The sequence below is a fragment of the Amycolatopsis sp. cg13 genome (genome assembly GCF_041346965.1).
GTDB lineage: Bacteria > Actinomycetota > Actinomycetes > Mycobacteriales > Pseudonocardiaceae > Amycolatopsis.
Genome location: NZ_CP166848.1, coordinates 3242425 through 3263496, shown reverse-complemented (window position 1 = coordinate 3263496; position 21072 = coordinate 3242425). Strand labels below are relative to the sequence as shown.

The window sequence follows — 21072 nt, the reverse complement described above, 5'->3', positions numbered from 1 at the left end:
GCGATCGCGGTTCTAACCGGGATTGCCGCTCACGAGGGCCCTGCCCAACCCCAATAGCTGCTCCGTCGCGCCGCCGCTGGTGAACTCCAGGCGCTTCGCGGCGGCGAAGTAGCGGTGGATGGGGTGCTCGACATCGATGCCGACGCCGCCGTGCAGGTGCACTGCGGTGTGCGCGACGCGGTGTCCGGCTTCGGCGGCCCAGAACTTCGCCGTGGCCACGTCAGCGGCAGCGGGCAGGCCTTCGGAGAGTTTCCAGGCTGCCTGCCATAGCGTCAGCCGTACGGCCTCGACGTCGATGTACGCGTCGGCGAGGCGGTGTCGGACGGCCTGAAAGCTGCCCAGCACCTTGTCGAACTGCTTGCGTTCGCGCGTGTACGCAGCGGTCAGTTCGAGCGCGCATTCCAAGACACCCAACTGTTGCGCGCAAGCGCCGAGAGCGCCGCGAAGGCGCAGCTGTTCGCCGACATCGCCGAGAGCGACTCCGGGGGCGTCGGACAGCGTCACCAAACCAGCGTCAGCATGGTCCGTGGTGGACTGCGCGTCGATAGAGACCCCAACAGCGTCCTTCTCGACGATGTACACGCCGTCGGCAGCTTCGACGAGTAAGGCGTCCGCGAAGGCTGCGAAGGGAACAGCGGTCTGCGTACCCGTGAGGCGTCCGTCTGAAGCGACGAACGACCCGCCCAGGGCGACAGCGAGCACGGCTTTACCGCGCGAAACCGGCAGCAGCCATCGCTCGGCCAGCAACGGATCAGTGAGCACCGAGCCAGCCTGGACGACCGACGACAGATAGGGGACCGGCGCGACCGCGCGGCCGATCTCGATCAGGACAGAGCACTGTTCCAGCAACCCGAAACCGCCGCCGCCGACCGTCGAGGGCAGGGCCGCGTCGAGGACGCCGGACCGGGCCAGAACCGTCCACAGTGGAGCATCGAAACCGCCGGAGCCATGCGGGCCCAGCGATTCCGCGGTGACCTGGTCGGCGAGAATGCGCCGGGTCAGCGCGGAAAGGTCGTTTTGTGCTTCGGTGAGGGAGAAGTCCACCGGGAGAACTCCTAACGCGTCACGGGCTGGCCGAGGGCGGTGGCGGCGACGATGTCGCGCTGCACCTCGTTGGTGCCGCCGCCGAAAGTGAGGATCAACGCCGAGCGGTGCAGCCGTTCCAGCCGTCCCGCGAGCACCGCGCCGGGGGAGCCGTCGCGCACGACGGCGGCCGCGCCGACCACCTCCATCAGCAGCCGGTACGCCTCGATCGCCATCTCGGTGCCGTAGATCTTGGTCGCCGACGCCTCGGCCGGGCCGAGTTCGCTGGCAGCGGCGGCCCAGGCGATCTTCCAGTTCCGCAGCTTCAGGTACTCCGCGTAGGCGTGCACTCGCGCGAGGTGCGTCCGGACCCATTCGCGGTCGGTCAGCGACTCCGCGCGGGCCCATTCCACGACGTCGGCCAGTGCTTTCCGCACTGGTGCGGCTGAGGTGAGCGCGACGCGTTCGTGGTTGAGCTGGTTGGTGATCAGCGGCCAGCCCGCGTTCTCCTCGGCGACCCGCGACGTGACCGGCACGCGGATGTCGTCGTAGTAGGTCGCGCTGGTGCCGGGACCCGCGACGGTGTGCACCTTCGTCCAGGAAAAGCCCGGCGCGGAGGTCGGCACGATCAGGATCGACAGGCCCTTGTGCTTGCGCGCCTCCGGATCGGTGCGCGCGGCGAGCCACACGTAGTCGGCGTACTCGATCAGGCTGGTCCACATTTTCTGCCCGTTGACCACGTACTCGTCGCCGTCGCGGGTAGCCCGCGTGCGCAGCGAGGCGAGGTCCGTGCCCGCACCCGGCTCGGAGTAGCCGATCGCGAAATGCAGCTCGCCGGCGGCGATCTTCGGCAGGTAGAACGCCTTCTGATCCGGCGTGCCGAACCGCATGATCGTCGGGCCGACCGTGTTCACCGTCAGGAACGGCACCGGCACCCCGGCGATCGCCGCTTCGTCGGTGAAAACCAGCTGGTCGAGCATGCTCCGGTCCTGGCCGCCGTACTCGCGCGGCCAGCCGAGCGCGAGCCAGCCGTCCTTGCCGAGCTGCCGGACGATTTCCTTGTACGCCAACCCGTCGCCGTACTCGCCGCCCGGCGCGGCGAGACTTTCCCGCCGCGCGGGAGTCATCAGTTCGGCGAAGTATTCCCGCAGCTCAGCGGCCAGCGCCTGCTGCTCGCTCGTATAGTCGATCCGCACCCGTCACCTCCACCCCGCCGGTCTCGTTGTGGTGTCGTACCGGGCCCCGGCGGTAAGCTAGAACCTGTTCTAGTTGTACCAGGAGCGGCGAGCGGGAGGAAGCATGGAGGTCAGTGTCGACCGGACGCTGTGCGAGGCCAACGCGGTGTGCGTGGGGTTCGCGCCGGAGGTCTTCGATCTCGACGACGACGAGAACCTGGTGATCGGGCCGGTTCCGGAGGATGAAGTAGAACGTGTTTCGCAAGCGGTGACGAACTGCCCGAAGAATGCCCTGTTCACGACCGGTTGATCGGGGCTTGCTCAATACGAGAACAGATTCTAGTCTGTGCTTCGTCAGGCAGGCTTCGACGAGGAGGCTCGCGGGTGAAATCGGCCGCAGGGAACACGAACGACAACCGGGCTGAGGCGGTTCGATGACTCTCGAGGGCAAGGTCGCTGTCGTCACCGGGGCCGGAGCGGGGCTCGGCCGGGCCGAGGCGCTCGCGCTGGCCCGCGAAGGCGCGTCCGTCGTGGTCAACGACATCGGCGAGGCGACGGACGTCGTGGCCGAGATCGAGAAGCACGGCGGCAAAGCGCTCGCGGTGGCCGGGGACGTCTCCTCGGCCGAGACCGCGAAGGAACTGCTGTCGGCCGCGGTGGACCACTTCGGCAGCCTCGACATCGTCGTGAACAACGCGGGCGTGCTCCGCGACCGGATGCTGTTCTCGATGTCCGACGAAGACTGGGACAAGGTCATCGCGGTGCACCTGCGCGGGCATTTCCTGCTGTCCCGCAACGCCGCAGCGTACTGGCGCGATCGCTCCAAAATGGAGGGACAGCCGGTGTACGGCAGGCTGGTGAACACCGCGTCCGAGGCGTTCCTGGTCGGTTCGCCGGGCCAGCCCAACTACTCGGCGGCCAAGGCGGGCATCGCGGCGCTCACCATGTCCGCGGCGCGCGGGCTGGCGAAATACGGCGTGCGCGCCAACACGATCTGCCCGCGCGCCCGCACCGCGATGACCGCGGATGTCTTCGGCGAAGCGCCCAAGGACGTGCTCGATCCGTTGTCCGTCGAGCATGTCGCTCCGTTTGTCGCATTTCTTGCCTCACCGGACGCGGACGCCATCAACGGGCAGGTTTTCGTCGTCCACGGCGGCATGGTCGCGTTGCTGAAGCCGCCGTCGGTGGAGGAGCGGTTCGACACCGCCAACGGCGCCTGGACCACCGGCGAACTCGCCGCGACCGTCGGCGCGCACTTCGCCGATCGCGACCCGGAGCGGATGTTCGCCGCGACCGATCTGCTTTCGCTGCCCTGAACCCGGAGGACGCATGACCGAGGACCGGATGGCCGGCAAAGTCGCCTTGATCACCGGAGCAGCACGCGGCCAGGGCGCGGCGGCCGCGCGCGCGTTCGTCGCGCAGGGCGCGAAGGTGGTGATCGCCGACGTCCTCGACGACGAAGGCAAGGAGCTGGCCGCCGAACTCGGCGAATCGGCCGTGTTCTGCCACCTCGACGTGAGCGACGAGGACGGCTGGACGGCCGCGGTCGACCGCACGGTGACGGAATTCGGCGCGCCGACGGTACTGGTCAACAACGCCGGGGTGCTGTACTTTTCGGAGCTCGCGAAGACGCCGCTGGCCGAATACGAACGCGTCGTGCGGATCAACCAGATCGGGGCGTTTCTCGGCATGCGCTCGGTCGTTGAACCGATGGCAGGGGCCGGCGGCGGCTCCATCGTCAACGTGTCCTCTGTGGAGGGTCTGGCCGGGATGCCGTTCCTCGTCGCCTACACCGCGACCAAGTTCGCGATCCGCGGGATGACCAAGGTCGCCGCGCTGGAACTGGGCGCGCGCGGGATCCGGGTCAACTCGGTGCATCCGGGCATGATCGACACGAAAATGGTGTCCGACGCCGCGGGCGCGGACGTGGACGTGTCCTGGGTGGGCAAGAAGGTCGCGCTCGGCCGGGTGGGCCGCGCCGACGAGATCGCGCCGCTGCTGGTGTTCCTCGGCAGCGACGAGAGTTCGTATTGCACCGGCAGCGAGTTCGTCGCCGACGGCGGGGCCACGGCTACCCATGCGTTGAAACTGTGATCGGTGCTGGTGGGCCTAGGGTGACGGCTGGGGGCTGAAGGGACGGGAGTGAACACCGCTAACCGAAATCGGCGGGCGGGGATGGGCAAGACTCGGGGGTGACTACTGGGAGGTGCGGTGGGCGGAAGCGGCTCGGTCACTCTCCCGGGCACCGCGGCGCTGACCCAGGTCGGCAGGCTCGCCACGCTGTCCTGGGAGGTCCTGCGGGCGATTTTCAAGCGCCCGTTCCAGTTCCGCGAATGGATCCAGCAGTGCTGGTTCTTCGCGAGCGTGACCATTCTTCCGACGGCCTTGGTCGCGATCCCGTTCGGCGCGGTCATCGCGCTGCAGCTGGGATCGCTGACCACGCAGATCGGCGCGCAGTCCTTCACCGGCGCGGCCAGCGCGCTCGCCATCGTGCAGCAGGCGAGCCCGTTGATCACCGCGCTGCTGGTGGCCGGTGCAGGAGGAAGCGCCGTCTGTGCTGATATTGGCGCGCGCAAGATCCGCGAAGAGATCGACGCGATGGAAGTGCTCGGCGTCAACCCGATCCAGCGGATCGTGGTGCCGAGGGTGCTCGCCGCGATCGTGGTGTCGGTGCTGCTCAACGGCCTGGTCAGCGTGGTCGGCGTGCTCGGCGGCTACTTCTTCAACGTGGTCCTGCAGGGCGGCACGCCCGGCGCGTACCTGGCCAGCTTCAACGCGCTCGCGCAGGTGCCGGACCTCTGGATCAGCGAGATCAAGGCGTTCCTGTACGGCTTCGTCGCGGGCGTGGTCGCCGCGTTCCGCGGGCTGAACCCGGCGGGCGGGCCGAAGGGCGTCGGCGACGCGGTGAACCAGGCGGTGGTGATCACCTTCCTGCTGCTGTTCCTGATCAACGTCGTGCTGACCGCCGTGTACCTCAAAGTCGTGCCCCCGAAGGCGTTGTGACATGACGGCCGAACCGATCGAGCAGCCGCGCACGTCCGACCGGACGTTAGAGATCATCGCGCGCCCCGGCGCGAGTCTCGAAGGACTCGGGAAGCAGCTTTCGTTCTACGGCCGGGCGCTCGCCTGGTCGCCGCGCACAATCCGTCGCTACGGCCGGGAAACCACGCGACTGCTCACTGAAGTCTGCTTCGGCACCGGCGGCCTCGCGGTGATCGGCGGGACGCTCGGCGTGATGATCGGCATGACGCTGTTCACCGGTCTCATCGTGGGCCTGCAAGGCTATTCGGCGCTGAACCAGCTCGGCACCGCCGCGCTCACCGGGTTCATTTCGGCCTACTTCAACACCCGCGAGGTCGCGCCGCTGTCGGCCGGGCTCGCGCTGTCGGCCACCGTCGGCTGCGGGTTCACCGCACAGCTCGGCGCGATGCGGATCTCCGAAGAGATCGACGCGCTCGAAGTGATGGCCGTGCCGAGCATGCCGTACCTCGTCACCACGCGCGTGCTCGCCGGCGTCACCGCGGTGATCCCGCTGTACGCGGTGGGCCTGCTGTCCTCGTATCTCGCGTCGCGGCAGATCACCATCTGGCTTTACGGCCAGTCCGCGGGCACGTACGACCATTACTTCACGCTGTTCCTCCCGCCGGAGGACGTGCTGTGGTCGTTCGCCAAGGTGATCGTGTTCAGCGTGCTGGTGATCCTTTCCCATTGCTATTACGGCTATACCGCGTCCGGCGGGCCGGCCGGGGTGGGCATCGCGGTGGGCCGCGCGGTGCGGACGTCGATCGTGCTGATCTCGGTGCTGGACTTCTTCCTGAGCCTCGCGATCTGGGGCGCGAACACGACAGTGCGGATATCCGGATGAGTACCCGTCGAGAGTTGCGCAAACGGCTCCAGTACCAGCTGCTGGGCCTGGTCTTCCTGGTCGTGGCCGCGTTGTTCTTCACCACCACGATCGCCGCGTACCGCAAGGTGTTCACGCCGGTCACGCTCGTGAAGCTGGAGACCGACCACGTCGGCAGCCAGCTGCGGGTCGGCGGCGACGTGAAGGTGCGCGGGATGCTTGTCGGCGAGATCCGCGACGTGCGGCCGGTCGGCGACCACGCGGAGCTGGATCTGGCGCTGCAGCCGGACAAGACCGACGTGATCCCGTCGAACGTTTCGGCGCGGCTGCTGCCGAAAACCCTGTTCGGCGAACGGTACGTCGCGCTCCAGCTGCCTGAGCAGGCGCAGCGGCCGATCAAGGCGGGCGACGTCATCCCGCAGGACCGCAGCAGCACCGCGATCGAGCTGGAGCAGGTGCTCAACCACGTCATGCCGCTGCTGCAGGCGGTGCAGCCGGAGAAGCTTTCGAGCACGCTCAACGCCGTGTCCACCGCGCTCGACGGCCGCGGCAAGAAGCTCGGCGAGACGCTCACCCAGCTGTCGGACTACCTCGGCAAGCTCAACCCGTCGCTGCCGGATCTCAAGGCCGACATCACCGGACTGGCCAACGTTTCCGGCATCTATGACAAGGCCGCGCCGGACGCGTTGCAGGCGCTGTCGGACCTCACCACGACGACGCAGACCATCGTGGAGAAACAGCGCGGCCTGACCGATCTGTACTCCTCGGTCACCGGCACCGCCACCGACCTGACGCGCTTCCTGGAAGTCAACAAGGACAACATCATCCGCCTCACCACCGCCGTGCAGCCCACGCTCGACGTGCTCGCGAAGTACGCGCCGGAATACCCGTGCCTGTTCAAGCAGCTGGCCGGGACGGTGCCGAACGCGGAGCTGGCGTTCGGCAAGGGCACCGCGCATCCGGAGGTCAGCCGCGTGACGATCGAGTTCTCGGCGAGCCGCGGCAAGTACCTGCCCGGCGTCGACGAGCCGAAGTACGACGACAAACGCGGCCCGCGCTGCTATCCGCAGGTGCCGAAACCCGGGCACTGGCCGCAGTATCCGCCGGACGGCGCGGTGAAGGACGGGGCGAGCAAACCCGCTCCGCCGCACAATCCGGACGGCACGCTGCCCGGCGACTTCACCAACGGCCCGCTGCCCGGCGGGTCCGGCTCGACCGGCGGCGCGCCCAGCATCGTCGGGTCGGCCGACGAGCAGAAACTGCTCGACCTGCTGGTCTCGCCGACGCTGAACACCACGCCGGAGAACGTGCCGGGCTGGTCCGGGCTGCTGGTCGGGCCGCTGTACCGCGGGGCGGAGGTGGAGCTGAAATGAGGTCGTTCGTTCCCGCGCTGATCAAGATCGGCATCTTCGCCGTGGTCACCGTGCTGCTCACCGGGGTCCTCGCCACCACGATCGCGAACACGAACTTCGGCAACACCGCGTCCTACGTCGCGAAGTTCACCGACGCGTCCGGCCTGCAGGCCGGCGACGACGTGCGGATCTCCGGCGTGAAGGTCGGCCAGGTCGAGACGATCGGGGTCGACCAGGGCGAGCAGAACTACGCCGAGGTGCGGTTCCTCGTCGAATCGGCCTACAAGCTGCCCTCGCTCGCCACCGCGACCATCAAGTACCGCAACCTCGTCGGCCAGCGCTACCTCTCGCTCGGCACCGACGTCAGCGGCGGCGACCTGCTGTCCCCCGGCGACACGATCCCGCCGGAGCGGACCAAGCCGGCGCTCAACCTGACCGTGCTGTTCAACGGGTTCAAGCCGCTGTTCAAAGCGCTCGACCCGAAGGAGGTCAACCAGCTTTCCGCCGAGATCGTGCAGGTGTTCCAGGGCGAGGGCGGCACGATCACCAGCCTGCTGTCGCACACCGCGTCGATCACGTCGGCGATCGCGGGCAAGGACAAGGTGATCGGGCAGGTCATCGACAATCTCAACCAGGTGCTCAGCACGGTCAACGCGCGCGGCCCCCAGCTCGGCGACCTCGTCGACCAGACGCAGCGGCTGGTGAGCGGCCTGGCCGAGCAGCGCAAGCCGATCGGCGACGCGGTGGGCGCGCTCGGCGACCTGACCAACGCGACCGCGGGCCTGCTGGCGGACGCGCGGCCGGTCGTGCAGCAGGACGTGGCCCAGCTCGGGAAGCTGTCGAACAACCTCAACGATTCGCAGCCGCTCATCGAGCATCTGCTGCAGGTGCTGCCGGGGAACCTGGAGAAGTTCACCCGGACCCTGAGCTACGGCAGCTGGTTCAACTACTACCTGTGCGGGATCGAAGGCACCATCGGCATTTCCTCGCTGGACGTGACGCTGCCGATTGTTCCGGTCCCCGGCACCGAACGCGCGCCGAGGTGTGGCCCGTGAAGCGACTGAAAGACCGAAACCAAGCCAGCGTCGGCGCGGTGACGCTCGTGCTCATCGTGCTGATCACTGCCGTGACGTACTTTTCCGACAGCATCCCGATGTTCGGCAACGGCACCACTTACACCGCTGCGTTCGCCGAGTCCGCCGGGCTCGCGCCGGACAACGAGGTGCAGGTGGCCGGCGTCAAGGTCGGGCAGGTGACTTCGGTGGAACTGGGGCACAAGCAGGTGCTCGTGAAGTTCCGGGTGAAGGGCGTGCGGGTCGGCGACGCGTCCACGGCGTCGATCGAGATCAAGACGCTGCTGGGGGAGAAGTACCTCGCGCTGGACACGAAGGGCGGCGGCACGCAGACGCCCGGCGACACGATCCCGGTGCAGCGCACGCGGACGCCGTTCCAGCTGCAGGACGCGTTCAACCAGCTGTCCACGACGGTCGGCGACATCGACACCAAGCAGTTGGCACAGAGCTTCACCACGCTGTCGGATTCGCTCAAGGACAGTCCGCAGTACTTGAAGGACACGCTGTCCGGGCTGTCGGCGTTGTCGAAGACGGTGTCCTCGCGCGACGCCGACCTGCACGCGCTGCTGTCCAACACGAGCAAGATCTCGAAGACGCTGTCCGACCGGAACGCCCAGCTGCAGCAGGTGATCAGCGACGGCAACTTGCTGCTGACCGAACTGCAGCAGCGCCGCGAGCAGATCAGCACGCTGCTCAAGGGCACGCAGGAGATCTCGAAGCAGCTGTCCGGGCTGGTCGCGGACAACCGCACGCAGATCGGGCCGACGCTCGCCGCGCTCGGGAAGGTCACCGACGTGCTGCAGCGCAACCAGGGCAACCTCGACCGGAGCCTGCAGCTGATGGCCCCGTTCGCCCGGGTCGGCGCGAACGCGACCGGCAACGGGCGCTGGTTCGAGGGGTACCTGTGCGGGCTGCTGCCGCCGACGATCACGGCGGGCGGGCTCTCGATCAACCCGGAGGGCTGCACGCCGCCGATCTCCGCACCTGATCAGGGGGTGGGTGGACGATGACTGTCGACACTAAAGCGGGACGGAGCCTCGTTACCTGGCTTGGCTTCGCTTGCGTAGCCGCGCTTCTGCTCACGGCGGGCATCTATCTCGTGCTGCGCGACACCGGCGGGACGAAGATCTCGGCGTACTTCGGGAAGACCGTCGGTTTGTACGCTGGTTCGTCCGTGCGCGTGCTGGGCGTGGCGGTCGGCGAGGTCACTGCGGTGACGCCGGAAGGCCAAGCGGTGCGCGTGGACATGAAGGTCAACGACGACGTACCGATCCCGAAAGACGTTGGCGCGGTGGTCGTTTCGCCGAGCCTGGTGAGCGACCGGTACGTGCAGCTGACCCCGTCGTACGACAGCGGCCCGACGCTCGCGAGCGGAACCGTGCTGGCGCGCGACAAAACCGCGACGCCGGTCGAACTGGACGACCTCTACGCGAGCCTCGACAAGCTGTCCACCGCGCTCGGACCCAACGGGGCCAACAAAAACGGCGCGTTCTCCGACCTGCTCGACACCGCCGCGGCCAACCTCAAGGGCAACGGCAAGGACCTGAACTCGACCGTCACCAGGCTCGCCGATCTGGCGGGCACGCTCGACGATTCGAAGGACGACCTGTTCTCCACGGTGAAGAACCTGAACTCCTTCACCTCCGCGCTGTCCCAAAGCGACAGTCAGCTGAACGAGTTCTACCAGCGGCTCGCGGACGTCAGCGGGTTCCTCGCCGACGATTCGCACGACGTCGGGGCCGCGCTCGATTCGCTGTCCACGTCGCTCGGGGACGTCAAACAGTTCGTGGCGGACAACAAAAACGGGCTTTCGTCCAATGTGGCCAAACTGGCGTCGCTCACCAAGGTGCTGGTGGACCAGCGGGCCTCGCTCGCCGAGGTGCTCGACATCGCGCCGACCGGGGCGACGAACTTCATCAACACCTACGACGCCGCGTCCGGCACGATCGCGGTGCGCGACAACCTGAACGAGATCACCAACCCGCCGATCCTCACCATCTGCCGGTTGATCAGCGCGGGCACGCCGAAACCGCTCCCGGACACGCTCGGCACCATCTGCAAGAAGCTCGCGCCGGTGCTCGACGGCACGCTCAAGCTGCCGTCCATTCCGCAGGCGCTGAACTCGCTGCAGAACGGCCAGCTGCCGCCGTTCCCGCTGCCTCTGTCGGACGTGATGACGCAGAAACCCGGAGGCGCCAAGTGAAACGCCTCCGCAAACGGCTGGCGGGTGTGCTCGCCGGAGTGCTGGTGCTCGCCGGGTGCAGCGACGGCGGGTTCAACGGGCTGTACTCGACGCCGTTGCCCGGCGGCCCGGACGTCGGCGATCACCCGTACCACGTCACCGCGCTGTTCACCGACGTGCTGGACCTGGTGCCGCAGGCGAACGTAAAGGTGAACGACGTCGCGGTCGGCCGGATCGACCGGATCGCGCTCACCCCGGACACCCGGTCCGCGCTCGTGTCGATGACGGTGAACGGCGACGTCCAGCTGCCCGCCAACGCGCGCGCCGAACTGCGCCAGTCCAGCCTGCTCGGCGAGAAGTTCGTGCAGCTGAGCGCGCCGACCGCGGAGAAACCGGCCGGCAAGCTCGCGGACGGGGCACAGATCCCGCTCGGGCGCACGAACCGCAACCCGGAAATCGAGGAAGTGCTGGGCGCGTTGTCGTTGCTGCTCAACGGCGGCGGCGTCGACCAGCTGCAGAACATCAGCCACGAACTCAACGACGCGCTGTCCGGCAACGAACCGCAGATGCGCGCGCTGCTGTCCCGAGTGGACGAACTGGCTACCCAGCTGGACGGCCACAAGGGCGAGATCCTGCGCGCGATCGACGGGCTGGACAAGCTGTCGACCACGCTGGTCGGGCAGAAGCAGAACCTCGCCACCGCGCTGGACAAACTCGCGCCGGGGCTGAAGATCGTCGCCGACCAGCGCGACCAGCTGGTGGCGATGCTGAACTCGCTGAACAAGCTGTCCGGCGTCGCGGTCGACACGGTGAACCGCAGCCGGGACCAGCTCATCGCGAACCTCAAGGCGCTCGAACCGACGCTGCGCCAGCTCAGCGCGGCGGGCAAGGACCTGCCGAACGCGCTGCGGATCCTGCTCACCTATCCGTTCCCGGACTACGCGGGCAACGTGATCAAGGGCGACTACGCGAACGTCGACGCGCGGATCAACCTCGATCTCGACAAGCTGGTGCAGAACTTCACGAACTCGTCGCAGCCGCCGTTCCAGCTGCCGACGCCGTCCTCGACCGCGGCGCCGCCTGCCGCCGGGCAAGGGACGCCGCAGCTGCCGCAGTTGCCGTTGCCGCTGCCCAACACCCCGGCTACGGGCGGAGCGAAACCGGGCTTGGGCGGGTTGCTCGGCGGTCTGCTGGGAGGCGGCTGATGAATACGCGCAAAGTCCGGATCCAGCTGCTGGTGTTCTTCGCGATCGCCATCGTGTCGGTGGCGTACGCGGGCGGGCATTACGCCGGTCTCGACCGGATTTTCGGCAACCGCGGCTACCACGTGACGCTCAAACTCGCCGACTCCGGCGGGGTTTTCGTGAACTCCGAAGTCGCCTACCGGGGCGTGACGGTCGGCCGGGTCGGGGCCATGACGCTCACCCCGCAAGGCATCGACGTCCGCCTCGACATCGACTCCGGCGGCCCGGACATCCCGTCCGCGCTGCACGCGCAGGTCGCGAACCGGTCGGCGGTGGGGGAGCAGTTCGTGGACCTGCTGCCGGACCGCGAGTCCGGCCCGTACCTGGAGGACGGCGCGGTGATCACGCAGGACCGCACGTCGCTGCCCGCGACGCCGGATTCCGTGCTGACCCATCTCGACGGCCTGGTCGCGAGCGTCCATCCGGAGTCGTTGAAGACCGTGGTGGACGAGACGTACGACGCGTTCGCCGGTTCCGGGCCGGAGTTGCAGAAGCTGTTGGACAGCACCAGTTCCCTCACCGCGACGGCCGCGCAGTACGTCCCGGACACGCAAGGCTTGCTGGCGAATTCGAAGACCGTGTTCGCCACGCAGGAACGGCAGGCGCAGAACATCACGGCGTTCGCGTCCGGGCTGAAGACGATCGCCGGGCAGCTGAAATCGTCGGATCCGGCTATCCGCAAGGTGATCGACGAGGCTCCGCAGCTGAGCCGCCAGATCAGCGACGTGCTCGCGACGTCCGGGACCGACCTCGGGGTGCTGTTCGCGAACTCGCTCACCACCGCGCAGGTCACCTCGATGCGCAAGGACGCGATCGAGGAGCTTTTGGTGGCATACCCGGTGATTTCGGCGTTCTCGCCGACGACGTCGCCGGACGGCACCGGGCATCTGGGCGTGGTGTTCAACTTCTTCGATCCGCATTCGTGCACGAAGGGGTACGAGGGCACGAAACAGCGTCCGGCCAACGACACCAGCGAAGCGCCGGTCAACATGAACGCTTACTGCGCGGAGCCGCCCGGCAGCCCGACTGAGGTGCGGGGTGCGCAAAACGCGCCGTACGCGGGGAAGCCGCCCGCGATTCCGGCCGCGCCCAAGGCTTCCGCGCCTTCGGATCAAGGTTCGCAGCAGCAGTTGCCGGGCCTGTTGGGGCAGTTGACCGCGCCGCTGAAGGGCGGGCTCGGGGCGTTGCTGGGCGGTTCGTGATGGCTGACTCGGCTGAGGATTCCGGACCGGTCTTCCTGAGCGGACGGGTGCTGACCGCCCTGGCCGTAGTCGCGGTCCTGGCCGCCGCGTGGTTCGGCTGGTCGTGGTGGAGCGCGGCGCAGGACGACAGCCTCGCGCGCGGCCGGGCCCGGGACGCCGTGCTGGCCGCCGCGAGCACGAGCCTGGTCACGCTCAACACGATCGACTACCGCACGAGCGCGGTCGACGTGGACCGCTGGATCTCCGCGACGACCGGGCAGTACGGCAAGGACTTGTCCGGCGACCGGCAGATGCAGATCGACCGGGCCAAGCGCGCCAAGATCGTGTCGACAGCTTCGCTGGTGCAAGCCGCTGTCACCGATCTGGACCCTTCGGCAGGCACGGCAAGGCTGATCGCAATCCTGAACGTCCGCGTGAGCACCGGCGATGGCGCGCCCTCGGCGAAACAGGCGCGTCTGGCCGTGGACTTCGCGCGCGACGGTGATGCGTGGAAGATCGGCGCTGTCCAGGCGGTGGGCTCGTGAACCGGCGGACGATCACCGCTGGCGTGGCCGCGGTCGCGCTGGCGTGCGCGGTGTGGTTCGGGGTGCAAGCGTCGCTGCTGCAACCCGAAGACGACGAAGCGATGGTCGACCCCGTTGCGACGGCTCAAGTCACCGACCAGGTCAGCGCGGCGGTCAAGGCGGTCTTTTCTTACGACTACGCGAATCTGGACCGCACCGCTCGCGCCGCGGGCGATGTCCTCACGGGTTCCGCGGTCGGCCAGTACCAAAGCCAATTCGCCGCGGCCCGCCAACGCGCGACGAACGAAAAACTCGTCCGCACGACGACCGTCCGCGCGATCGGAGTCCGCTCCCTGCACGGCGACGACGCGAGCCTGCTGCTTTTCCTTGACCAGCAAACGATCCTGCCCGGCGGCGGTGCCCCTCAATCGTCGGTCGGCCAGCTTTCCGTGACGGCGCATCGCACCGACGGACAGTGGAAGATCACCGCGCTGGATCCGCTTTAACCGGTCCGGCCGAGCAGCCCGCTGACCTCTCGCGCGAGGGACACTGACGCCTCGATCTCGACCTTGCGGATCGACACGCTCTCCACGAGGAACCCGAACGGCATCCCGAGCTTGCGGCAGAACGCGGCGAGTTCGCGGGCGTTGGCCAGGCACTGTTCGTAGGACTCGGCCAGCGTGTCGTCCGCGTGGCGCAGGGAATTCTCCAGCCAGCGCGGGACGTGGACGCCGAGCCACTTGAGGAACGCCAGCGTTTTCGCCGAACCGCACACCGAGAGGGTGAACAGGACCGGTTTCGGTTCGAGCTGCTGCTCGCGGCACGCGTAGAAGTAGTCGGAGACCATGCTCTTGGCCGCGTCGGCGCTGTAGATCACCTGCGAGATGAAGTACGCGCAGCCGGCTTGTTGCTTGGCGATCAGCCGGAGGTGCTCGTCGGGCCGCTCGGTGATGGCGACGCCGCCGAGCAGCAGGTCCGGCCGCACTTCGCGGCGCAACGCCTGCGCCTCGGACAGCCGGGTGTGCACTTCCTTGCCCTTCGAGGACGCCCCGACGAAGACCGACAGCACCCGCTCGGTGTCGGCGGTCCGCAGCCAGTCGCGCAGCTCGTCCCCGGGGTACTTGCCGACGCACCGGTAGATCACCGCCGGCCGGTCCCACTCGCTGAGATAGCCCGCGTGGTAGAGGGCGGGGTCGAGGGTCGGCAGGTAGGGGAACGGCCGCTCCTCGGGATTGCGGTCGCTCTCGTCGTCGATGTCGTAGAGGGCGAGGCCGTCGACGTCGAGGTCGCTGAGCCGCGCGAGAGTGGCGGCGGTGATCTCCCGGATCCGCTCGGGGGAGGTGCTGAGGCGCGGCGGGGTGATGCCGAAGAGCAGCACGCCGCTGCCGGAGTCGGTCAGCTTTGCCCGGAGAGTGTGGTCCGCCATGGCTCGAAAACTAGCAGCGCTCCTCAGCCCGCGAAGGAGCCGCCTGGTCCGACCGGCCCTGCGTCCGGTCGGTGCGGTGCCGGTTCGTCCTCGATGAGGAACGGAAACGGGCAGACGCTCCGGCTGGTGAACATCCGGTTCCGCGCGGGAAAACAGCTGCCGGGACGGCCTAACGAAACCGGACCGGGGTCGATCACCTTTCTGCGTGGGCGACCAGGGGAGGCGTCGATGGTCAGACAGGTGATCCGGCTCGTTTCGGTGCTGTCGTTGCTGGCCGGATTGATCTCGGCTCAGGCGGTGCAGGCAACAGGTGCGCCGCTGCGAACGGGTTCCGCGGACCCGGTGAACAGCGTGCCGGAACAGCAGCCGGTCGATCCCGCGAAGGTCGCTGTCGGTTCGTCGGCGGAGACCCCGTTGCCGCCGGAGGGATCGCCGCGGCGGAAAGACATCTGGCATGAACTGGGACAGGAGTTTTGAAAAGCGGATGACCAGCAAGCGCAACCGGGACGAAAACGGGTGTCGCGTGCCTTGGCAGGGATTGAACGAGAGGCCTCGGACGGAGGGGGAATGACGGATCGGGTTGTTTCCCTGTGGCGTTTCGGCAACGCGCCCGCGGTCTCTGGACTCTACCGAGCGGATGACACCGCTTTCGCGGCGACGACGAATGGTGCGAAGCTTTCGTGGTTCCGGCTCGGCTCCCGGCTCGACGTCGACGAGGTTGTGGCGGATCCGGAACACGTGATGAGCATCGATATCGTCGCGAGTGCCGAAATCGAGGACGGTTCTCTCGTATGCGGCGAAGGAGAGCTTGGTGCGGACGGATTCTTCGCCCGGCTCGACCGGGCGGGCGGCCTGTGCTGGTTGGCGGCGTTGCAGCACTCGAATCCGTTCGAGCGGACCACCGTTTCCGGGAAAACTTTCACCGTGGCGAACAACCTGGGAAATTCCTTGTCCTTCAGTCTCGCTGACCCGAGGTTCTCCTGGCAGGGCCCGTGAGAAAGCATCTGTTCGACGTCAACGTCACGGGACGCTTCGGGGTCGTCACCGTGGCTGCTGGTCCGGTGGAATTCGTTTCCCTGCTTGACGATCTCGTCGGGGCCGGGCTGGGCACTCGGCAGAGCGTTCCGGCTTTCGCCCGGGGTCGCGCGGACTGCGGGCGGCCGTGGCGGGGCAAGCGGCGTGGATTCACCGGCTTCGCCTGAGGCTTTCCGGCTGTCGGGGACGTCGTTGATGCGTCAATTCGGTGCCAAGGAATCTTGCAGTGAGACGCCCCACACCGCACCCGGACACCCCGGACCTCATTCCGCGAACGGACCACCGTCCCCGAAGACCTGCTTGACAAACCGTTCCCCGGCAAACCGGTGCGTAGCCGCGTCCGGATGCAGCGCGTCCGGCAGCGGATGCGCGGCGAAATCCCCTTCCCCGTACAGCGAAAGCCCGTCCACGTAATACAGCCCCGGATCTTCCCGAGCCGTCACGATCTGCGCCAGCTCCTTCCGGATCACCTTCAGCGTCAGCTTCCCCTCCGCCACCGCAGAAGGATCGCCAGTCGCCTTGAAGCGCAGGGTTCCGGCACTGAAGTCCGGCGCACCCGGCCCGGGCGTGTCCTCGTGGATCGGGCACAGCCACGGCGAGATCACCACCAGTGGGACATCCGGCTGACCCTCCCGGATCGTGTCCAAGAACCCATGCACCGCCGGGCCGAAAGCGCGCAATCGCATCAGGTCGGCGTTCACGATGTTGATTCCCAGCTTCACGCTGATCAGATCGGCGGGCGTGTCCCGCATCGCCCGCGCGGTGAACGGGTCCAGCAGCGCGCTCCCGCTGAAGCCCAGGTTGATCAGGTCCACCCCGGCGGCCGCGGCAGCGAGCGCGGCCCACGTCTGGGACGGCCCGGCCGCGCCGGTGCCGTGGCTGATCGAGCTGCCGTGGTGCAGCCAGACGCGTCCAGCGGGCGGCAGCGGCGAGATCGGGGCAGTGGTGCGCAACGCGACCAGGCGAGTGGTTTCGTTGTGCGGCAACCAGATCTCGATGTCCTTGACACCCGAGGGCAGATCGGAGAACCGGACCGTGCCGGGCGGGCCGGGGCGGGTTTCGCCGGAGCCGGTCATCATGTCGAGGATCAGTTCGTCGCCGCCCGACACCGTGGCGGAACCGGCCGAACGTCCGTTCAGCACCAGGTCGTAGCCGCCGTCCGGCAGCGGCGGGACGCCCGCGTAGCCGACCTTCGTGCGGTGGGTGTCCAGTTCGATGGCGGTCGACTCGGTGCGGAACGCCAGGCGCACGCCGGACGGCTGGGTCTCGGCCAGCGCGAGCCTGCTGTCGGTGTTCTGCGCCCGCGCCCGTGCGGTCAGCCGGTGCGGCAGCAAGCCCTGCGGCGTGCGTTCCAGCTCAAGTGCACCGCGCACGAACTCTTCGCCGATCTCGGTGGTGATCCACTGCATGCCGCCGAGTCTGCCGTCCCCGTCCGCGCGCCGCCAACGGGATATCAGCCGTCCCAGACCTCGGCGCCCTGGCGCAGCACCGCGACCGGGGCGGTTCCGGCGGTCGGCCACAGGTCCAGCACGTACCGGAAATGCTCGCCGAACTCGTGGTCGTGCCATTCGGCGTCCGGCGGGCCGCTTTCCACATAGGACACTCGGACCCGGTACCGGCCGGGCGGGACCGAGATCCGGTGCTCCTGCCGCGCGTAGCCGGCGGGGCCGGCCAGCGTCGCCTCGCCGCCGGGGACGTCGAGATCGGCTTCCACGACGTGGGACGCGTCCGGCAACACCGACGGTGCGGCCGCGGAGACCGACACGTCGACCTCGACCCAATCGGAGCGCGCGGTCGCCACGGAGAGCGACGAGGGCTCTACCGCGACGCGGTGCACGGACACCGTCTCTTCGGTCCACCCGCCGTCGCCGGGACGCCAGGCGTCCTTGTCCCGCAAGGAGAACTGCCGTTGCTCGGCATGCACCAGGTACCGCACGGATCCCACGCTAGCCCACGAGAGCCGGGGGTCACCCAAACTGGCTTGTGCGAGCGGTTTAGCGTGGTGGTATGACCACAGCTCCTGTCGACGTCGACACCGCCCGTCGCGACTACGCTGCGCTGGTCGAGCGCGGCCTGTCCCTGGACATCACCCGCGGCAAGCCGTCGCCCCGGCAGCTCGACCTCTCCGCAGATCTCCTGACGCTGCCGAACGGCCAGTACAAGGCCGAGGACGGCACCGACACCCGCAACTACGGCGGGCTCAAGGGGCTGCCGGAGCTGCGCCGCATCTTCGCCGACGCGCTGCAGGTGCCGGTCGAGCAGCTGTTCGCGGCGGGCAACTCCAGCCTGGAGCTGATGCACGACACCATCGCCCAGGCGATGCTCAGCACCCTGCCGGGCGCCACGCGCCGCTGGGCCGACGAGCCCCGCATCGCGATGCTGTGCCCGGTGCCCGGCTACGACCGGCACTTCGCGCTCGCCGAGCGGTTCGGCATCGAGCTGATCCCGGTGCCGATGACCGAAACCGGTCCGGACATGGACGCCGTCGAGCGCCTCGTCGCCGACGACGCCGCGGTCAAGGGCATCTGGTGCGTGCCGAAGTACTCCAACCCGACCGGCGTCACCTTCAGCGCCGAGACTGCGGGCCGGCTCGCCGCGATGCCGGCCGCCGCGCCGGACTTCCGGATCGTCTGGGACAACGCCTACGCGGTGCACCACCTCACCGACGACGAGCCGGAGCTGGCCGACATCCTCACGCTCTGCGCCGAGGCCGGGAACCCGGACCGCGCGTTCGTGTTCGGCTCCACCTCGAAGATCACCTTCGCCGGGGCCGGCGTCGGGTTCTTCGGCGCGTCCGAGGCCAACCTGGCCTGGTGGCAGAGCGTGCTCAGCAAGCGCACCATCGGCCCGGACAAGGTCAACCAGCTGCGCCACGCGCTGTTCCTCAAGGACGCCGACGGCGTCCGCGCGCTCATGCGCAAGCACGCCGAGCTGATCGCGCCCAAGTTCGCCGCCGTCGAGCGCATCCTCAGCGAGGAGCTGGGCGACCTCGCGACCTGGACCAAGCCGACCGGCGGGTACTTCATTTCGCTGACGGTCCCGGAGGGCACCGCGAAGGAGGTCGTGCGGCTGGCCAAGGAGGCGGGCGTCGCGCTGACCCCGGCCGGGGCCACCCACCCGCACGGCGACGACCCGGCCGACGCGGTCATCCGCATCGCGCCGACCTTCCCCGAGCTGCCCGAGGTGGAGGAGGCCGTCCGCGCCCTCGCCGTTTGCGTGCGGCTCGCGGTCGCGCAGCGCGCCTGAGCACTGGTTCCGTGCCGCCGCCACCCGCTACGGTGGCGGCGGCACGGTCGTATCCAGGGGGGCGCGATGCGGGTTTTGATCGCAGGCGGCGGAGTCGCGGGCACGGTCACGGCGATGGCGCTGCGGCTGGCCGGGCACGAGCCGGTGGTGTTCGAGGCGCATCCCAGCGGGGGAGCGGACGCGGGTGCGTTCCTCGTAGTGATGCACAACGGCATGAACGCGTTGCGCGCGATCGACGCCGACTCTCCGGTGATCGAGGCGTCCTTCGCCTCCACCGGCATGGAGCTCGTCGGTCCGGACGGAACCACGCTCGGCGCGCATGAGTTCGACCGCGAACTCGACGGCCCGCGCACCCTCACCCGCGCCGCGCTTTACCGGGCGCTGCAACAGGAAGCGGAACGCCGAGGCGTCCAGATCGTCCACGGCAAGCGCTTGGTCTCCGCCACCGAGGGCGGCACCGCGACCTTCCAAGACGGCACCACCGAGTCCGGCGATGTGCTCGTCGGCGCGGACGGCCTGCATTCGGTGGTCCGCACGCTCATCGATCCGCAGGCCGAGCCGCCGCGCTTCACCGGCCTGACCGTCGTCTACGGCTACACCCGCGCCGAAGGACTTCCTCCCGCACCCGGCATCTACCGGATGTTCCGCGGCAGCCGCGCCGCGTTCGGCTACACCACCGCTCCGGACGGCGCGACGTTCTGGTTCGCCCGCGTCCCCGACTCCGAACGCTCGCGCGCCGAGATCGCCGCCGTCACGCCGGAAGGCTGGCGTGAGTTCACCCACGCCGCCTTCGCCGACGACCCGCTGCCGTGCGCCGAGATCGTGGCCGCGACCGGCGACGACGTGCACGGCGGTCACTCCTACGACCTGCCGACCACCCGCTTGTGGTCGACGTCGTCGATGGTGCTGGCCGGTGATGCCGCCCACGCGGCGTCGCCCGCGGCCGGACAAGGCGCGTCGATGGCGCTGGAAGACGCGGTGGTGCTCGGCCAATGCCTGCGCGATCTCCCGGACGCGCCCGCAGCGTTCGCGGCCTACGACCGGCTGCGCCGCGCCCGGGCCGAAAAGCTCGTGGCAGCCAGCGCGGGCAACGACGTCGGAGCGGAACGAGGGTGGGCATATCGGCATCATCTGGACTGGAGTGCGCGAATCACAGCGTGAGCGCGTCGCCGACGATACGATCCGCGCATGACTCAAGCCGTGCCAGCGCAAACGCCGCAGTTCCCGATCCTGCTGTCCACGATGAACGATCTGCCCGGGTACCGCGTGGTCCGCGTGTTCGGCGAGGTCTTCGGGCTCACCGTCCGCAGCCGCAACATGTTCTCCAACATCGGGTCGGGGTTCAAGGCGATGGGAGGCGGCGAGCTCAAGGGCCTCACGAAGCTGCTGTCGGACTCGCGCCACGAAGCCCTCTTCCGGCTGTGCCAGGAAGCGATGCAGCACGGGGCCAACGCAGTGCTCGCGCTGCGCTTCGACTGCAACGAGATCGCGGGCACCGCCAGCGAAATCGCCGCCTACGGCACCGCGGTGTATGTGGTCCCGGACGGTGCCCAGCAGCAGGCTCCGCAACAGCAGCAGGCCGCTCCGCAGCAGGCCGCTCCGCAGCAGCAGTACGCGCAGGCGCCGCAGCAGCAGTACCAGGCTCAGCCGCCGCAGGCCTGAGCCCCCACGACCGGCTTGCCCGTGCGTCCAGCTCTTCGTGGATGCACGGGCAACTAGCGTGCGAGGCCGGAAAAGGCCCTCGCCGTCCCGGATAGCGTTCTCGGT

Annotated in this window: 24 protein-coding genes; 19 read left to right on the top strand and 5 right to left on the bottom strand. The window is 68.5% G+C overall.

Annotation, left to right across the window (positions count from 1 at the left end):
• Nucleotides 1-12: 12 nt before the first annotated feature.
• Nucleotides 13-1044 carry an acyl-CoA dehydrogenase family protein gene (locus AB5I40_RS14740; RefSeq protein WP_370939055.1) on the bottom strand — a complete coding sequence of 344 codons (1032 nt, stop codon included), beginning with the start codon at nt 1042-1044 and terminating at the stop codon, nt 13-15.
• Nucleotides 1045-1055: 11 nt separating this feature from the next.
• The gene (locus AB5I40_RS14735) at nt 1056-2219 is read right to left on the bottom strand and encodes an acyl-CoA dehydrogenase family protein (RefSeq protein WP_370939054.1); all 1164 of its coding nucleotides are present in this window, start codon (nt 2217-2219) and stop codon (nt 1056-1058) included.
• A 103-nt stretch (nt 2220-2322) separates the two neighbouring features.
• Here AB5I40_RS14735 and AB5I40_RS14730 point away from each other — a divergent pair, with 103 nt between their 5' ends.
• From AB5I40_RS14730 to AB5I40_RS14670, 13 genes are all read left to right on the top strand, one after another.
• Nucleotides 2323-2508, top strand: a complete 186-nt coding sequence (locus AB5I40_RS14730) for a ferredoxin (protein ID WP_116202111.1) — start codon at nt 2323-2325, stop codon at nt 2506-2508.
• A gap of 124 nt (nt 2509-2632) precedes the next feature.
• Complete coding sequence (locus AB5I40_RS14725) at nt 2633-3514, top strand: 3-oxoacyl-ACP reductase (RefSeq protein ID WP_370939052.1); 882 nt, start codon at nt 2633-2635, stop codon at nt 3512-3514.
• Between the two features lie 13 nt (nt 3515-3527).
• A complete protein-coding gene (locus tag AB5I40_RS14720) occupies nt 3528-4292 on the top strand; it encodes a glucose 1-dehydrogenase (protein ID WP_370939051.1) in 765 nt (254 codons plus the stop codon).
• Nucleotides 4293-4409: 117 nt separating this feature from the next.
• Complete coding sequence (locus tag AB5I40_RS14715; protein ID WP_344267887.1) at nt 4410-5201, top strand: ABC transporter permease; 792 nt, start codon at nt 4410-4412, stop codon at nt 5199-5201.
• Nucleotide 5202: 1 nt separating this feature from the next.
• Complete coding sequence (locus AB5I40_RS14710) at nt 5203-6063, top strand: MlaE family ABC transporter permease (RefSeq protein ID WP_370939050.1); 861 nt, start codon at nt 5203-5205, stop codon at nt 6061-6063.
• Entirely contained in the window at nt 6060-7415 is a 1356-nt protein-coding gene (locus AB5I40_RS14705; RefSeq protein ID WP_370939049.1) for an MCE family protein, read from the top strand. Before AB5I40_RS14710 ends, AB5I40_RS14705 begins: the two co-directional genes overlap by 4 nt.
• Nucleotides 7412-8449, top strand: a complete 1038-nt coding sequence (locus tag AB5I40_RS14700) for an MCE family protein (protein WP_370939047.1) — start codon at nt 7412-7414, stop codon at nt 8447-8449. Before AB5I40_RS14705 ends, AB5I40_RS14700 begins: the two co-directional genes overlap by 4 nt.
• The gene (locus AB5I40_RS14695; protein WP_370939046.1) at nt 8446-9477 is read left to right on the top strand and encodes an MlaD family protein; all 1032 of its coding nucleotides are present in this window, start codon (nt 8446-8448) and stop codon (nt 9475-9477) included. Before AB5I40_RS14700 ends, AB5I40_RS14695 begins: the two co-directional genes overlap by 4 nt.
• Nucleotides 9474-10670, top strand: coding sequence for an MCE family protein (locus AB5I40_RS14690; RefSeq protein WP_370939045.1), 1197 nt, complete (start codon nt 9474-9476; stop codon nt 10668-10670). Before AB5I40_RS14695 ends, AB5I40_RS14690 begins: the two co-directional genes overlap by 4 nt.
• Nucleotides 10667-11854, top strand: coding sequence for an MCE family protein (locus AB5I40_RS14685; RefSeq protein ID WP_370939044.1), 1188 nt, complete (start codon nt 10667-10669; stop codon nt 11852-11854). The genes AB5I40_RS14690 and AB5I40_RS14685 overlap by 4 nt, the downstream gene beginning before the upstream one ends.
• Nucleotides 11854-13095, top strand: coding sequence for an MlaD family protein (locus tag AB5I40_RS14680; RefSeq protein ID WP_370939043.1), 1242 nt, complete (start codon nt 11854-11856; stop codon nt 13093-13095). Before AB5I40_RS14685 ends, AB5I40_RS14680 begins: the two co-directional genes overlap by 1 nt.
• Nucleotides 13095-13619, top strand: a complete 525-nt coding sequence (locus AB5I40_RS14675) for a hypothetical protein (protein ID WP_370939042.1) — start codon at nt 13095-13097, stop codon at nt 13617-13619. Before AB5I40_RS14680 ends, AB5I40_RS14675 begins: the two co-directional genes overlap by 1 nt.
• Entirely contained in the window at nt 13616-14104 is a 489-nt protein-coding gene (locus tag AB5I40_RS14670) for a hypothetical protein (protein ID WP_344267871.1), read from the top strand. The genes AB5I40_RS14675 and AB5I40_RS14670 overlap by 4 nt, the downstream gene beginning before the upstream one ends.
• On the opposite strand, the gene AB5I40_RS14665 is transcribed toward AB5I40_RS14670, so the two are convergent.
• Nucleotides 14101-15024 (bottom strand): methylenetetrahydrofolate reductase, encoded by a 924-nt coding sequence (locus tag AB5I40_RS14665; protein WP_370939040.1) that lies wholly within the window; start codon nt 15022-15024, stop codon nt 14101-14103. The two genes, AB5I40_RS14670 and AB5I40_RS14665, sit on opposite strands and share 4 nt — an antisense overlap.
• Nucleotides 15025-15252: 228 nt before the next feature.
• Here AB5I40_RS14665 and AB5I40_RS14660 point away from each other — a divergent pair, with 228 nt between their 5' ends.
• From AB5I40_RS14660 to AB5I40_RS14650, 3 genes are all read left to right on the top strand, one after another.
• Complete coding sequence (locus AB5I40_RS14660) at nt 15253-15501, top strand: hypothetical protein (RefSeq protein WP_370939039.1); 249 nt, start codon at nt 15253-15255, stop codon at nt 15499-15501.
• Nucleotides 15502-15591: 90 nt separating this feature from the next.
• A complete protein-coding gene (locus tag AB5I40_RS14655) occupies nt 15592-16020 on the top strand; it encodes a hypothetical protein (protein WP_370939037.1) in 429 nt (142 codons plus the stop codon).
• Complete coding sequence (locus tag AB5I40_RS14650) at nt 16017-16226, top strand: hypothetical protein (protein ID WP_370939036.1); 210 nt, start codon at nt 16017-16019, stop codon at nt 16224-16226. Before AB5I40_RS14655 ends, AB5I40_RS14650 begins: the two co-directional genes overlap by 4 nt.
• 96 nt (nt 16227-16322) lie before the next feature.
• Here the strand turns inward: AB5I40_RS14650 and AB5I40_RS14645 are convergent, their stop codons facing one another.
• Both AB5I40_RS14645 and AB5I40_RS14640 read right to left on the bottom strand, forming a co-directional pair.
• Nucleotides 16323-17468, bottom strand: coding sequence for a GDSL-type esterase/lipase family protein (locus AB5I40_RS14645; protein WP_370939035.1), 1146 nt, complete (start codon nt 17466-17468; stop codon nt 16323-16325).
• Nucleotides 17469-17512: 44 nt separating this feature from the next.
• The gene (locus AB5I40_RS14640) at nt 17513-17995 is read right to left on the bottom strand and encodes a hypothetical protein (RefSeq protein WP_370939034.1); all 483 of its coding nucleotides are present in this window, start codon (nt 17993-17995) and stop codon (nt 17513-17515) included.
• Between the two features lie 71 nt (nt 17996-18066).
• Between AB5I40_RS14640 and AB5I40_RS14635 the strand changes: the two genes are divergently transcribed.
• The 3 genes from AB5I40_RS14635 to AB5I40_RS14625 all read left to right on the top strand — a co-directional run bounded on the left by AB5I40_RS14635 (nt 18067) and on the right by AB5I40_RS14625 (nt 20967).
• Nucleotides 18067-19305 (top strand): aminotransferase class I/II-fold pyridoxal phosphate-dependent enzyme, encoded by a 1239-nt coding sequence (locus tag AB5I40_RS14635; RefSeq protein ID WP_370939033.1) that lies wholly within the window; start codon nt 18067-18069, stop codon nt 19303-19305.
• A 66-nt stretch (nt 19306-19371) separates the two neighbouring features.
• A complete protein-coding gene (locus AB5I40_RS14630) occupies nt 19372-20466 on the top strand; it encodes an FAD-dependent monooxygenase (protein ID WP_370939032.1) in 1095 nt (364 codons plus the stop codon).
• A 27-nt stretch (nt 20467-20493) separates the two neighbouring features.
• Nucleotides 20494-20967 (top strand): YbjQ family protein, encoded by a 474-nt coding sequence (locus AB5I40_RS14625; protein ID WP_370939031.1) that lies wholly within the window; start codon nt 20494-20496, stop codon nt 20965-20967.
• Nucleotides 20968-21072 lie beyond the last annotated feature (105 nt).

Coding starts and splice junctions, on each gene's coding strand:
- AB5I40_RS14730 (WP_116202111.1), top strand. CDS start 2,323: ATGGAGGTCAGTGTCGACCGGACGCTGTGCGAGGCCAACGCGGTGTGC.
- AB5I40_RS14725 (WP_370939052.1), top strand. CDS start 2,633: ATGACTCTCGAGGGCAAGGTCGCTGTCGTCACCGGGGCCGGAGCGGGG.
- AB5I40_RS14720 (WP_370939051.1), top strand. CDS start 3,528: ATGACCGAGGACCGGATGGCCGGCAAAGTCGCCTTGATCACCGGAGCA.
- AB5I40_RS14710 (WP_370939050.1), top strand. CDS start 5,203: ATGACGGCCGAACCGATCGAGCAGCCGCGCACGTCCGACCGGACGTTA.
- AB5I40_RS14705 (WP_370939049.1), top strand. CDS start 6,060: ATGAGTACCCGTCGAGAGTTGCGCAAACGGCTCCAGTACCAGCTGCTG.
- AB5I40_RS14700 (WP_370939047.1), top strand. CDS start 7,412: ATGAGGTCGTTCGTTCCCGCGCTGATCAAGATCGGCATCTTCGCCGTG.
- AB5I40_RS14690 (WP_370939045.1), top strand. CDS start 9,474: ATGACTGTCGACACTAAAGCGGGACGGAGCCTCGTTACCTGGCTTGGC.
- AB5I40_RS14680 (WP_370939043.1), top strand. CDS start 11,854: ATGAATACGCGCAAAGTCCGGATCCAGCTGCTGGTGTTCTTCGCGATC.
- AB5I40_RS14675 (WP_370939042.1), top strand. CDS start 13,095: ATGGCTGACTCGGCTGAGGATTCCGGACCGGTCTTCCTGAGCGGACGG.
- AB5I40_RS14665 (WP_370939040.1), bottom strand. CDS start 15,024: ATGGCGGACCACACTCTCCGGGCAAAGCTGACCGACTCCGGCAGCGGC.
- AB5I40_RS14660 (WP_370939039.1), top strand. CDS start 15,253: ATGGTCAGACAGGTGATCCGGCTCGTTTCGGTGCTGTCGTTGCTGGCC.
- AB5I40_RS14655 (WP_370939037.1), top strand. CDS start 15,592: ATGACGGATCGGGTTGTTTCCCTGTGGCGTTTCGGCAACGCGCCCGCG.
- AB5I40_RS14645 (WP_370939035.1), bottom strand. CDS start 17,468: ATGCAGTGGATCACCACCGAGATCGGCGAAGAGTTCGTGCGCGGTGCA.
- AB5I40_RS14635 (WP_370939033.1), top strand. CDS start 18,067: ATGACCACAGCTCCTGTCGACGTCGACACCGCCCGTCGCGACTACGCT.
- AB5I40_RS14630 (WP_370939032.1), top strand. CDS start 19,372: ATGCGGGTTTTGATCGCAGGCGGCGGAGTCGCGGGCACGGTCACGGCG.
- AB5I40_RS14625 (WP_370939031.1), top strand. CDS start 20,494: ATGACTCAAGCCGTGCCAGCGCAAACGCCGCAGTTCCCGATCCTGCTG.